13 protein-coding genes are annotated in these 12,965 nt (G+C 67.1%); 10 read left to right on the top strand and 3 right to left on the bottom strand.

The window, feature by feature from the left end:
- The coding region (locus HUV01_RS05685) for a hypothetical protein (RefSeq protein WP_217430926.1) at positions 1-498 on the bottom strand (498 nt) is incomplete at its 3' end.
- A gap of 272 nt (positions 499-770) precedes the next feature.
- On the bottom strand, positions 771-1,217 hold the full coding sequence (locus HUV01_RS05680) for a helix-turn-helix domain-containing protein (protein WP_174297337.1): 447 nt from the start codon (positions 1,215-1,217) through the stop codon (positions 771-773).
- Between the two features lie 306 nt (positions 1,218-1,523).
- On the opposite strand from HUV01_RS05680, the gene HUV01_RS14915 reads away from it, so the two are divergent.
- The 4 genes from HUV01_RS14915 to HUV01_RS05660 are packed head-to-tail and all read left to right on the top strand — an operon-like array spanning position 1,524 to position 6,181.
- Positions 1,524-4,619 (top strand): terminase TerL endonuclease subunit, encoded by a 3,096-nt coding sequence (locus tag HUV01_RS14915; RefSeq protein WP_217430924.1) that lies wholly within the window; start codon positions 1,524-1,526, stop codon positions 4,617-4,619.
- A complete protein-coding gene (locus HUV01_RS05670; RefSeq protein ID WP_174297336.1) occupies positions 4,612-5,274 on the top strand; it encodes a hypothetical protein in 663 nt (220 codons plus the stop codon). The genes HUV01_RS14915 and HUV01_RS05670 overlap by 8 nt, the downstream gene beginning before the upstream one ends.
- Complete coding sequence (locus tag HUV01_RS05665; RefSeq protein ID WP_174297335.1) at positions 5,271-5,852, top strand: hypothetical protein; 582 nt, start codon at positions 5,271-5,273, stop codon at positions 5,850-5,852. The genes HUV01_RS05670 and HUV01_RS05665 overlap by 4 nt, the downstream gene beginning before the upstream one ends.
- Complete coding sequence (locus HUV01_RS05660; RefSeq protein WP_174297334.1) at positions 5,849-6,181, top strand: DUF6950 family protein; 333 nt, start codon at positions 5,849-5,851, stop codon at positions 6,179-6,181. Before HUV01_RS05665 ends, HUV01_RS05660 begins: the two co-directional genes overlap by 4 nt.
- Before the next feature lie 17 nt (positions 6,182-6,198).
- On the opposite strand, the gene HUV01_RS05655 is transcribed toward HUV01_RS05660, so the two are convergent.
- Positions 6,199-6,567 (bottom strand): hypothetical protein, encoded by a 369-nt coding sequence (locus HUV01_RS05655; protein ID WP_174297333.1) that lies wholly within the window; start codon positions 6,565-6,567, stop codon positions 6,199-6,201.
- Positions 6,568-6,635: 68 nt separating this feature from the next.
- Here HUV01_RS05655 and HUV01_RS05650 point away from each other — a divergent pair, with 68 nt between their 5' ends.
- The 6 genes from HUV01_RS05650 to HUV01_RS05625 are packed head-to-tail and all read left to right on the top strand — an operon-like array spanning position 6,636 to position 12,832.
- Positions 6,636-8,456: a phage tail protein gene (locus HUV01_RS05650; protein ID WP_174297332.1), complete on the top strand. Its 1,821-nt coding sequence runs from the start codon at positions 6,636-6,638 to the stop codon at positions 8,454-8,456.
- A 1-nt stretch (position 8,457) separates the two neighbouring features.
- Positions 8,458-9,318: a collagen-like protein gene (locus HUV01_RS15305; protein ID WP_217430923.1), complete on the top strand. Its 861-nt coding sequence runs from the start codon at positions 8,458-8,460 to the stop codon at positions 9,316-9,318.
- A gap of 22 nt (positions 9,319-9,340) precedes the next feature.
- Positions 9,341-9,766, top strand: a complete 426-nt coding sequence (locus HUV01_RS05640) for a hypothetical protein (RefSeq protein WP_174297331.1) — start codon at positions 9,341-9,343, stop codon at positions 9,764-9,766.
- Positions 9,763-11,832: a hypothetical protein gene (locus HUV01_RS05635; RefSeq protein WP_174297330.1), complete on the top strand. Its 2,070-nt coding sequence runs from the start codon at positions 9,763-9,765 to the stop codon at positions 11,830-11,832. The genes HUV01_RS05640 and HUV01_RS05635 overlap by 4 nt, the downstream gene beginning before the upstream one ends.
- Entirely contained in the window at positions 11,829-12,380 is a 552-nt protein-coding gene (locus HUV01_RS05630; RefSeq protein WP_174297329.1) for a hypothetical protein, read from the top strand. Before HUV01_RS05635 ends, HUV01_RS05630 begins: the two co-directional genes overlap by 4 nt.
- On the top strand, positions 12,377-12,832 hold the full coding sequence (locus HUV01_RS05625; protein ID WP_254606407.1) for a hypothetical protein: 456 nt from the start codon (positions 12,377-12,379) through the stop codon (positions 12,830-12,832). Before HUV01_RS05630 ends, HUV01_RS05625 begins: the two co-directional genes overlap by 4 nt.
- The last annotated feature ends 133 nt before the right edge of the window (positions 12,833-12,965 follow it).

The raw sequence follows: 12,965 nt of genomic DNA, 5'->3' as shown, positions 1-12,965 counted from the left end.
CAACCCCGCCGCCAACCCCGCCGCCGACCGCGCCGCCGACGCGTCCCGCTGGACCGCTTCGAGCGGCGCGCGGATCGATGGCATCTGATCCTGCGCGGTCAGCTCGGGCAATGCCGCCAGCCCGTCGGCCTGTTCGGTCAGGCCGGAGAGGCGAAGCCATGCCGGGGTATGCACCCGGATGTACCAGTCGACGGCCATCATCGAGCGCCGCTCGGCGAGCTTGTCAGACCCCTTCGTGCCGATCGTCAGCGGGATCAGCGGCAGCAGCAGCGAGGTGCGCTGATCGTCGGGCAGCGCGTCGTTCCACGAGCGCATGAAAGCTCCGATCACCGGGCAGACGCACTCGGGGGCGTCGGACCACGGCTGACGGGAGATGTATGCGGCCGCTTCCATCGCGCAGACGCCGGCGGCGAAGGTCTTGTGTCCGCCCGAGTCCAGGCCCCGCCGCTGCACCTCGGCCCAGCGTTCCTCGTCAATCTGTACCGGCGCCGTCGCCATCTCTTGCCTCCATGCCGCAGGGTGCGGCGATGGAGAGTGATCTACGCATTAATGCGACTATAGTCAATCGCAATAATGCGACTAGGTCGATTTCACATCCACCTCGGGCGCATTAATCCGATTCCCGTTGCAGGACGTATGGTGATCGGAGAAGGTGAAGCAACGGCATGCCTTCAAGAACAATTTCCCTTTCCAACAGGAACGAAAAGGGAACATACGGGCGTTCCAAAAGGGAGAGGTTATGGACCCGGTTCGTCGTTTTCTGGAGCTCTCTAATCAGTACCTTCTGGCGGCTGCTGACGAGCTGCCATGCGAGCTGCCATCCTCGCCCGAGTCGGATCGTTCTGCGTCGCAGGATCATCGGCAAGCTCTAGAAGCGTATGCCGCAGTGCTTGTCCCATCGCTTTCCAGAGCAGGGGCGGAAAACTTGCGCTAGGTGCCAGACGCGACACCGCTTCTTCTAGGATCGCCGCAAGGATCGCCGACGAGGGCACCCCTGCCGGCGCCGCGCCAAGATCTAGGGGTGGGGGCACGCCAGCCGCATCCGCGAGCTGTATGAGGGTGCGGGTAGAACTGACGTGCGCGTACTTGTCCTTGATAGCGCGCGAGACGGTGTCCCTGCCCAAGCCGGCCTTCTTGGCCCAGCTGGTCGGGTTGAGGTTTTTCTGTTCCATCACGGAGCGCATCCAGGCCGCGATTGGCTCCTGCTTCTCTTGCACGTCTGCCAGTCTTTCATCGCCGCTAGGGGGGATTAGCATCTAACCGATCCTTTTTCTCATAGAGCCACCCATGAATACGCTTGTGGCCTCGCATTAATGCGATTATATCGGTCGCATGATCGACTGGACCGATGCAAATGCTCTTAAGAGGGCTATCGAATGCTCCGGGCTTACAATCCCCGAGTTCGCTGCCCGTGTAGGTGTTTCCCGGTCGCAGCTGTACCGTCTCATGGCGGGTGATTTCAGGCCGCGAGGCGAAGAAGACCGGATCGGGGCCGCGCCCCCACTTCGCGCCTCTGCGACGAGGTGCACGAACACCCTGACCGTGGCGTGATGGAGATGCTGGAGCGCGGCTTCAAGTTTCGGCGCCAACCGCTCCTGTTCATGATTACGAACAGCGGGACCGATCGCAACTCGATCTGTTGGGAAGAGCACGAGCACGCGGTGAAGGTCGCGGCCGGCAACGCCGAGGCAAAGGACGAAGACGCGGCCTATGTGGGCGACGTCATCGACGATACGACGTTCAGCTACGTCTGCGCGCTCGACCAAGGCGACCAGCCGCTCGACGATCCGACCTGCTGGCCCAAGGCCAACCCGCTGCTCGGCGTCACGATCACGGAGGAGTATCTGGCCGGCGTCGTCGCGCAGGCGAAGGCGATGCCCGGCAAGCTGAACGGCATCCTGCGGCTGCACTTCTGCACTTGGACCGACGCGGAAGCCGCCTGGATGACGCGGTCGACGCTGGAGCCGGTGCTGGCGGACTTCGACCCGGCGATCCACCACGGCAAAAGCATCGCTCTCGGACTCGACCTCTCACAGACGCGCGACATCACCGCCAAGGCAGGGATCGTCCAGACCGGCGAGGTCACGGTCGAGCGGCTGGACGATCATGGTCAGCCGTACACCGTCGTCGCACCGACCTATGACGCATGGATCGAGGCATGGACGCCGGGCGACACCGCAGCGGCGCGCGCGCTGGCCGACAAGCTCGACTATCCGCGCTGGATCAGGGAGGGCTTCCTCCAAGGGCCGAAGGGCGAAAGCATCGCCTTTCGCCACATCGCCCAGTCGGTTGCCGAGGACGTGCACCGCTTCAAGGTCATGGGCCTGGGTTACGACCGGTACGCCTACCGCGCGATGTTCGAACCCGAGCTCAACCAGCTCGGCGTTGCCGTCGAGCAGGTCGAGCATCCACAGGGCGGGACGAAGAAGGGCAAGGCGACGAAGGCGATGATCGAGGCCGCCAGGCGCGCGAAGGTCGAGCCGGAAGGCCTCTGGATGCCGTCGTCGCTTCGCTCGCTGGAGACCCTGCTGTTCGAGCGACGAATCCGGCTGCGCCGCAATCCGGTGCTCGTATCCGCCATGATGTCGGCCGTGCTCGTCATCGTGGGGGGTGGGCTGTATCTCGCCTTCGGCTTCTTCCTTCGCAATCTCGGAGAGGCTGGCGGCCTGCTTCGTGGCGTCGGCTGGGCGATCAGCGCGCTGATTGAGCCGATCGGCACGCTCGTGGCCGGCGCGCGCGTACTGGCGATGCAATTCGCCTCGACGCTCGGCATGGCGGCGGTCCGCGCTTCCCTCGCGGCGCTGGTCACGCCGATCGGGCTGGTGACGGTCGCCGTCGCGGCGCTGGGCTATGCCTGGTATTCGCACGAGGAACGGCTGGCGGCGATGAATGCCGAGCAGGAGCGGCTGCGCACGACGCTCGGCGGCGCAAAGCCGGCCCTCGACGCGGCAGCCGAGGCGATCGACAGTCTGGCGGGCAAGACCGGAGCGGCGGCGGCGGCGGCGCGCGATCATGCCGTCGCGCTGCTGGGCGAAGCGAAAGCTGCCGCGATGGCTGCGGCGTCGACCGCACAGAATGACTCCGCGATGGCGCGCTTCCAGGCCGCCAAGGCCAATCGCGATATCACCATCGCGACCGGCATCAATCTGGGTAGTGGCGGTATCCTCGCACCCGCGACGGACATTTACTCCAAGGCCCGCCAGCAGACGGCCGACGCCTACAAGAAGACGGCGGATGAAGCCGCCGACGCGGCCAAGCAGGCGCAGGCACGGTATGACCAGCTTGTCGGAGCGCTGAATGCGCCCCGGCCCAAGGCCATCGCCTACACGCCGCCATCCGACAAAAAGCCGAAGAGCGACGATGGCGAGAAGAAGGACAAGCACGGCCTCACGGCCGAGGACCTGCGCATGCAGAAGGAGATCGAGGCCGCACAGCTGCGCGGCGATCTCGCCGAGGCGCAGTCGCTTCAGGACAGGCTCGACCTGTCGAAGCAGATCGAGGCGTATCAGCGCACCGGCCTTGGAGTCACGGACGCCACCACGCGCGCGAACCGCGACCTCAAGGATATCGAGGCCGCGCGCCTCGTCTCGCAATCGCGCGCGATCGCCGATGCGCAGCGGTCGATCGCCATCACGATCGCCGAGCGCGATCAGAATTACGCGCTCGAAGACAGCCTGGAGCGACAGGCCAGCCTCGAAAAGCTGATCCTCTTCTACAAGGGCGAGGGGAAGACGCAGGCGCAGGCGGAGGTGCTCGCCCGCAAGGATCAGGCCGATCAGGATTCGTCGCAGGCGCGCGTGCGTGAGCGATGGTTCCAGGACGATGCCGACGCGCGCGCGCTCCGCATCGCGCAGCTGCGCGGCGACAGCGACGTCGAAATCGCTCAGCAGCAGCGCATCATCGACGTCAAGAAGCGCGCGGACGAGATCGGCAGGAACAGCAAAGGTCGGATATCACGCGACGACGCGCTCGCGCAGGCCAATGCCGAGGCGGATCAGGACAAGAAATCGGAGCTGACCGGCAAGTTTCGCGGCATCTTCAAGGACGGTTTCAAGGCCGCAATGGACGGCGACATCGGCAGCTGGTTCACCACATGGTGGAAAGACCGCGTGCAGAAGGGCATGGAGCAGGCGTTGAACGCGCTGTCCGATCTGGTCGCGCGTCTGTTCAGCAAGCTGTCGAGCGGCGGCGGTTCGGGTGGCGGCGGTCTTTTCGGATCGCTCGGGAGCGTGGTCGGCAGCCTCTTCGGGAAGACGAGCTACGCGCCCAGCGTCGACATGAGCGGCTGGGGCGCTCCGGTCGCCACGTCTTCCGCCGGCATCGGCAGCATCGCCATGCCGGACCTGCCGCGCTTCGCGACGGGCGGCTCCTTTACCGTCGGCGGACGGAGCGGCATCGATCAGAACCTTGTCGCGATGCATCTATCGAAGGGCGAGATGGTCGATATCCGCAGGCCGGGCAATGACACGGGTCCGACCGGCGGCGTCACCGTGCATGCGCCGGTCTATTTTTCGGGCGGCGTCGACCTCGCCACGCGCACGGAGGTGTACCGGGTCGCGGGCGCGGTGGTCGACACGGCGGTGGCGAAGGTCCGCGAGCAGGATCGCCGGCGTGGCTGACCTGCCCTGGCCGCCCGATTTGGTGCCCTACAAGGTCATGTTCTACCTCCAGCCGCACGTCGGCGGGTCGGAAAGCCCGATCACCCGCACGCGCAAGGTCTACGGTCTGTCAGCGCCGCGCTGGATGGCGCGCTACGTCTTCCGGGCGGGCTATGGAGGTGCGCCGCGCCTGCACGATCAGGCGGGCTTCGGACCCCGGCTCGACGCCCTGATCGCGGATCTGGAGGGCGGGCTGAACAATGCTCTGCTATGGGACTTCCGACGTCCGCGGCCACTCCACCCGCAGGCTTGGCGCTCGCGCGACGTGCCGCGCTTCCGGGCCGCGGCGATCGGCGCGAGCGAGCTGGTGATCGACGGCTTCTCGCCGCACAGCATCGCCTTCAGCATCGGCGACTATGTCGGCGGCGACGGCCGGCCGCATCTCGTGCGCGGCGGCGGCATCGTCACCGGCGCGGGTTCGATCATGGCGGACGCGGCCGGCACAGCGACGATCACGGTCCGCCCGCCCCTGTCCGCGCCGATCGCCGCGGCCACGCCGCTTGCCTGGCCGGTGACGGGCCGCTTCAAGCTGACGAGTGAGGATGCCGGTCAGAATGAGACGGAGGTCGGGCAGCCGACCGAATACACCCTCGACTTTGCGGAGGACCTGCTGTGACCGGACTGCGCGATCTTGACCCCGTGCTCGCCGCCGAGGTCGACAAGCCCGAGCTGCGGCCCTTCCTCGGGCTGCATATCGACCTGCCCGACCCGGTCTACGCCGTCACCGGCAATGCGACCATCGCCTATGCCGGCGAGAAGTGGACCGCGATCGGCGGACTCGGCCAGATCGACACCATCGGCGAGGGCACCGATGGGTCGGCGGTGGGCGTCAAGGCCACGCTCTACGAGGTGCCGAGCGACTTCCGCGACGACGTCGCCGACCAGGCGGTGCGCGGGTGCCTGTACGAGCTCTATGTCGGCGCGCTCGATCCCGCCTATCGCGAGGTGCTAGGCTTCAAGCTGCTGTGGAAAGGGCGGCTGAACAGCTACGACATCACCGACAGTGGCACCACGCTGACGGTGTCGGCCGGCGGCGAAAGCCGACAGATCGACCAGCGCCGGCCCGCGATCAAGCGCTTCACCGACTGGTGGCAGCAGCGCCGCTATCCCGGCGACCTCGCGTTCCAGTACGTGGGCAAGATGGTCGAGGTGCCGATCCTCTGGGCAAAGGCCAGTCAGTCGGCGGTGCTGTGAGCGATCCGGCTTGGTCGCACCACTGCGGCGATGGCTGGCGGGAGCATGTCCTCGCCACGACCGGGCGCGATATCTGCGACATCGTCGGGCCGTCACCGCGCCGACCGCGAGACTGGGCGGCGCTGATGCGACAGTTGGGCGTGCGGAACATGAGCGGTGTCGTCACGGCGGTGCATGGCGCACCGATCCCGAGGCGGCAGGCCCGGCACGGCGACATCGTCCGGCGCGGATGGGCGCTTGGTATATGCTGCGGCACGCATGCGGAGTTCTATGGCGATGAATGCGTACCGATGAGCGCGGTGGATGAAGTCTGGAAGCTCTGGCGTTAATGGGCCACCCTGTTTCCTTAGCCATCCATTGCGCGAGCTAAGGCAGCAAGTGCGTCACGAGGTTTTGGCTCGCATACAAAAACGTTGCCGCACCAAGCCCTTGCCGAAAAAGTAGTCTTACCTTGTCCGTCGATTGAGCGGGTCATCACGAAGGCAAGGTCTAAACTTGGGTACATCGCTCCAAATGTAGAGAACAACGCTGGTTTTTCGACGGCGATTTGAAACCGGCTATTGTGTTTTATCCATTCTTGTCCCCGCGCCCATTTGGCGTCGCATTCGATGGCTTCTCGACAACTTGTAATGGGCTTCGCCTTGCGAGCCCAGCCTTCTGCGTCAATTCCGGGGTCACTTGGGCCTAAGGCGAGAAGCGCAATCGCAAAAATCATAACCGTTCCTTTCGACGTTAACGTGCAACGGGAGGCTTCTGATTGGCAAGATCCTAAAGATCGTCGCGGTGATCGCGATAGCGGCGGCCATCGCTGTATATGCTCCGCAGCTCGGCCTAGCTGCCCTGCACGCATTTGGAGTCACGGCGGCGGCGGGCAGCGGGCTGGCGCTGGCAGCAACCGCGGTCGCCTCGGCGGTGCTGGGTATCGCCGCCACGGCTGTGCTCGGCGCCCTGGCGGGCAAGCCTTCGACCGGAACGGCGGAGCCGAGCGTCTTCCGCCAGTCCGTCGCGAACAGCATAATCATCTACGGCAAGCGCCGTGTCGGCGGGCTGCTGATCTTCTTCCACCCGGTGGGCAAGGACTATCGCTATTTCGTCATCGCGGCGGCCGGGCATCGGTGCAAGGGCGTGACCCGGTGGCTGCTCGGCGACGAGGTTGTGACGGTCGACGGCTCCGGCATGGTGACGAGCGGCACCTATGCGAAAAACGCGTGGTTGTGGTTCGCGCGCGGGACCGACGATCAGGTGGCGAACGCCACCTTTGTCGCCGAGACGCAGGGCAAGTGGACCGCCAATCACCGCGGCCGCGGGACCGCGCTGATTTACGCGAAGTTCAAGATGGTCGATGCGGTCGTCCAGGCCGGGATGCCGAATATCACGGCGGAGATCGAGGGAAAGGACGACGTCAAGGACCCGCGCGACGACAGCGCCGGCTATACGCGCAATGCCGCGCTTGTCTTCTACGACTGGCTCGCGATGCCCCGCGAGGAGGGCGGGTTCGGCGCCTATCCCGACGAGCTGGACGAGGACTGGACAGCCGCGCAGGCGCAGGTGGCGGACGAAGCCTGCCCCCTGCCCGACGGCACCACGGAAGCCCGCTACGCCTTCGACAGCTTCATCCAGACGGGCGCGGCGCCGAGCGAGATCCGCGACACCTTCGTTACCTGCTGCGCCGGCGCCTATACCTACTCGGGCGGCAAGCACCTGATGCGGGTCGGGCAGTATGTCAGCCCGTCGGCGACGCTCCAGGAGCGCGACCTCGCCGGCGCGATCACGGTCCCGGCGATCCTCAGCGACGACGAGACCGCGACCGAGGTCTCGGGCACCTACGTCGAGGCCGACAAGTACCAGCAGGCGGATGTGCCGACGCGCTCCGTCGACGGCGGCGGCGATGTCCGTCAGAAGACGTACGACCTGCCGCACGTCACCAGCATTTATCGCAGCCAGCGCATCCTCGAATATTATCTGCGCAAGGCCCTAGCCGAGCGGCGCGTCACTTGGCCGATGAATATCGTCGGCATCGGCATCTCGACCCTCGACACGGTGCAGCTGGCGACGGCGCGCTATGGCCTGTCGAACTACAGCTTTCAGGTGACGAGTTGGGGCTTGTCGGCGGACTTCTCGGTCGCGCTCCAGATGGAGGAGCACGGTCCCGAAATGTTCGAGTTCGACGTCGGCGACTATCTTGCGGTGGGCGCGACGGGCGAACTGATGCGCGCGGACCCGATCTCAGACACCGACTTTCTGCCGGCCGGCGTCCACATGCTTGCGGCCCAGAGCGTCGACTTCCCGATCACGAGCGACGGTGCCAGCATCACGATCGCGGCGTTCTCCGGGCGACTGGACAGTGGTAGCAGCATCGACTTCCCGGCCGCGACGATCACGGGCCTTTCTGCCGGCACGCGCTACGTCGTCACCTGGAGCTTGTCGCACAGCGCCTATGCCGCGACGCCAGCGCCGGCTTCCGTCGCGATGGGGTCGAGCGACAATGTGTACCTCGGCACCCAGAGCACGGCGAACGCCGACGGCTCCTATCCGAGCGTGGCGACGCCGCCCGACGGCTACGTCTCGGGCGGATCGTACAGCAAGACGGGCGAGGAGGCGTAGCATGGCCGATCTCCAGACGGTGCCGCGCAACGGCCGCGTCTATGGCGTGATCGAGATGGCGGACGACGGGCTCGCCCTACTGCGGCTGTCGGCCACGCCGCCCAGCTTCGCGGACCCGATGGCGGTGCTGATCTGGCGAGGCGTCCTGCCGCAGGGCAATGACGTCACCTTGGAGCTGGTCAGCGACCCGACCGACAACGCCGCGCTGCGCGGGCCGGCAGGAGCTGCGGGCAAGGATGGCGCTGCCGGTAGGGACGGCATGGCGGGCAAGGATGGAGCGCCGGGAGTGCAAGGCGCTGCCGGCCTGCAGGGCGCAATCGGCTTGACGGGGGCTACCGGCGCGACCGGGGCCGCGGGCGCGACTGGCGCGAGGGGGCCGCAGGGTGTCATCGGCGCGACGGGAGCCAAGGGAGACGTCGGCGCGGCGGGCGCAGTCGGAGCGACCGGCGTAAAGGGCGACGCCGGCGTACAGGGGGCGACCGGTTCGGCGGGCATGCAAGGTGCGACGGGAGCTACGGGCACGCCCGGTGTGGCGGGGAGCGTCGGCGCTACCGGCGCGACTGGTCCTACCGGCGCGACCGGCCCGGCAGCGGCGACGCTGCTCGGCACGGTGGCGCTAATCGATCGCGCGACGGTGGCTCTGTCGGCTGGCGTGCGCAGCGTCACCATCACAGGCGTGCCGGGGCTTGCGGCTGGCGACGGCATCGTCCTCGTGCCGGTCGCCACGCCGCCTGCCGGCTATGCCATCACCTCGGCGGTCGCGACCGCGGCCGGGACGCTAGTCGTCACGCTGGTCGCGCCGCTGCTCGCGATCGGCGGCGTCACGACGATCGCCGTCAAGGTCTACCGCCTCAACGCCTGACCCGCCCCTACCGGAGCACCCCATGCCAGTACCCCAGACGCTCACCGCGTCGCGCAATGCGACGTGGGCACCGACGCTTGTCTACCCGTACCAGGGGCCGGCGCTGCCGCTCGACGGCGCGCACATCGCCATGCAGATCCGGCTGTACGGCGGCGCGCTGGGCGACGCGCTGCTGACCCTGCCGGCGATCGCCTTCACCGACACGCTGGCCAGCGGGACAGCTGGACAGTCCGACGAGCTGCGCTGGCTCAGCCTCTCGCCCCGCGTCGAGCCCGGTGATCCCGCCAATGCGGCGGCCGCCACCTGGGCGGCGATGCCGGCATCGGGCGAGGCCGGCGACAGCCGGTCAGACGATTTCGACATCCGCATCACCTATGCCGACGGCGCTTCCGAGCTGCTCGTGAGCCCCGGCGTCTTCATCCTCGCTCCGGGAGTGACCACCGTATGACCCAGCCGATCATCATCTCTCCGCTCGTGCTGGGTCTGCGCGGACCGATCGCCACCACCACGCCCGAGCTCCTGGCTGCGCGGGACGCCGCGGTAACGGCTGCCGCGTCGGCCAAGGATGCGGCGGCTGCGCTAGGCATCGTCCCCAATCTGTTCGCGGACGGCCGGACCATGCGCGGGCCGCACGTCCGGCCCTACAGCCTGAACTTGGTCGCGAACCTCGCGTCGATCGTGTCGCCCGAGCTGCGCGCGCTCGGCTTCGAGCAGGGCTTCCAGAACGACTCGATCGGTATGGCCCTCCCGGCACTGCTGACGAAGGACAGCAACGCCATCGTCACCTTCTATGTCGAGACCGACGTCGACAATGCGGCTCCGGCCTCGGCGACGATCTACCTGTGGACGATCAGCGACTTCTTCTACTCGTTCGCGATCCCCAAGGTCGCGACGCTGTCGCCGCGCGTCGCGAAATACAGCCTCACCTTCAACGTGTCGGCAGGTTCGAACTTCCACCACTTCTTCGTCGGCATCGACACGAGCGGGAGCGGCGGTGGGCAGGCGAGGATCACCGGGATGCAGTTCCATTGCTCCGACCGGCAGGCCGTCTCGATCGCCCCCGACGACTATCCCGCGATCGATGAGCGCCACGCGCAACGCGACGAGGCCAATGTACGCCGCTCGCTCGCGATGAAGGCGCCGAGGCAGACCGACCTCCAGACGCCCTCCTTCCGCTACAATCTCTTCGCGACCGGCGGGCAATCGGTGGCGGCCGGCCAGGAGACGTGGCCGCGCCTCAGCCGCGTCCCCTATGGCGGCTGCAAGATGCTCGGCACGGCGACCTTGCCGCTGGTGGGCGCGGCGGGCGGCGCGGGTCGGCAGTACGTCACGCTCGATGGCGACTATGCGCTGCACGACCTAGTCTCGGTCGCGCTGAATTACGATCGCACCGTCAAGCTCACCGATGCCCAGGTGGCGGCGCTACAGCCATCGGACGGCGCTTTTGCGGAGACGATGGACATCGGCTGGGTCAACAGCTGCAAATACCACCTCAATCAGTATCTGCTGGCGGACGATCCTCGCGTCTTCGTCAGCATCAATACGGCCGTCAGCGGCGAGCCGATCGAGTCGTGGCTCAAGCCGAACGGGCGCTATTACGGCCGGCTCGGCGATGCAGTCACCAAGGCCAAGGCCGCAGCCGGGACCGACACGATCGGCGTGGTCGCGACACTCTGGAACGGCTCGCAGTTCGACTATTTCCAGAGCAACGGGGGCTCCAATTACAAGCCGGATCAGAAGGCGGCGCTGAACAGCTTGTTCAACGACTACCGAGGCGATGTGTCCGCCATCACCGGGCAGACCAAATACTTCGCCAACTTTCTGTTCCAGACGACGGGCTACTATACCATCGACAACGATAACCGGAATGTACCGGCACTGTCGATCGGCATGGCGCAGCTTGAGGTATCGCGCGAGCGGAGCGACGTGTTCATGGTCGGTCCCGACTATCCCTACACCGACAAGCTGACGCCGCAGTACGGATCGGACCACCCCGACGCCAATGGCGCGCGCTGGGCGGGATGCCAAGCCGCGAAGGTCACGCACCGCGTCGTCGCCCTGCGGCAGGACTGGGAGCCGCTGGCGCCGATCCTGTGGACGCAGGAGGGCGACTCGGTGTTCGGCGACTTCCACGTCCCCGAGCCGCCGGTCGTCTTCGATGGTCCGTACAGCAACAGCGCGCCGGTCGATGTCGCCGGGCGTGGGTTCAAGGTATCGGACGCGAACGGGGACGTGAAGATGGACCGCGTCCAGATCGTCGGCCGGACGCAGGTGCGGATCGACCTCATGCGGAAAACGGTGGGACAGGTGCTCGTCTGGTACGCACACGCGGCGGTCGGCGGCATGGGGATGCTGCGCGACAGCGACCCGGCGGTCTCGCGAGACTTCTACGAGTATCTGCCGAACAGCGGGATGTACGCCGCAGCCAATATCCCCGCGCTCGTCGGCCATCCCTACCCGCTGTGGAATTGGTGCACGGCCTTCGTGCAGCCGATCGGGCGTAGCGCGACATGACCGCGCTCGCCCTGCTGGCCGCCTCCACCAGCTACGCCGCGCAGTCGGTACGCCAAGGCCCCCATACCCTCGCCCCGCCCAGCTTTGACGGCCACGGCTGGCTCGTCGCCCTCAACATGGGCGTGATGGCTTGGGCGACGACGATCGCGGCGATGGTCCTGGCCTATCTGATCCACGAGGAGCGCCGCGACGACGTCGGTCCGCTGCGCTCGCCCGCCCGCATCTGGCGGACGATCGGCATGATCTACGCGACGGGCGTCATGCTTCGATGCGGTGTCGAGGCGGCGAGCATCTGGGGGTGGGACCCATCCGACCCGACCGGGACGGCGCGTCTCCTCATCGCAAAGCGACTGGTGGACCCGATCGCGGTCGCCTGCGGGGTGACGGGCCTTGGCCTCTACGTCCTGTCGGGACCGGGCCTGGCCGAGCAGCTGCGCAAGGAACCGCTGCCGATCAGGATGTGGCAGAGCCGCGAGATCGCCCATCGCATCGGCTGGCTCGGGCTGCTGAGCATGATCGCCGCGGTCGGCGTGGTGTCGACGCGGTGATCCCGCGCCTGCTCGTGACGGCCGGCGCCGTCGTGCCCGTGGCGGCCAGTGCCATCGCGACCGACAGGGGAGCGACCGTGTCGACCTCTACCCCGACGATCTGGATCGTGCTCGGCTACCCGTTCGAGGCTGGCAGCATGATCGCGGCGCTGTGCGCGTGCGCCGCGGTCCGCTTCTACGTCGTGCAGCGCGATTACGCGAAGCACCGCTTCCAGCTCGACGCGCCGATCTTCGTGCTCGCCATGATGCTGACGGCGAGCGTCGTCGTCCGGCTCCGCCCGGATCCGGTGATCGGGCTGCTGTGGGGCACCGGGCTCGGCATGCTGGGCGCGGGCATCATCACGATCGCCAAGAGCTACGTCGACAAGGGACTGGGCGCGCTCGGCATCTCGGACGGCGACGACAAGCCGCCAGCCGCCCCGCCTCCCGCGTCCCCTCCCCCGGCCGCCTGACCCCACCACCACGGGAGATCGCCATGCACCACCTGCCCCGACGGGCGGGCGCGGTCCGGTGCGTCCTGTCGGACGTGGCGCCGTGATCTGCGCGATGCTGCTGCTCGCGTCCGGGCCGGTCCTGACGCTGCGG

This window comes from Sphingomonas bacterium (assembly GCF_903643035.1).
GTDB lineage: Bacteria > Pseudomonadota > Alphaproteobacteria > Sphingomonadales > Sphingomonadaceae > Sphingomonas.
Note: the sequence above shows the minus strand (reverse complement) of the source record. Positions and strands in the feature narration are given on the sequence as shown.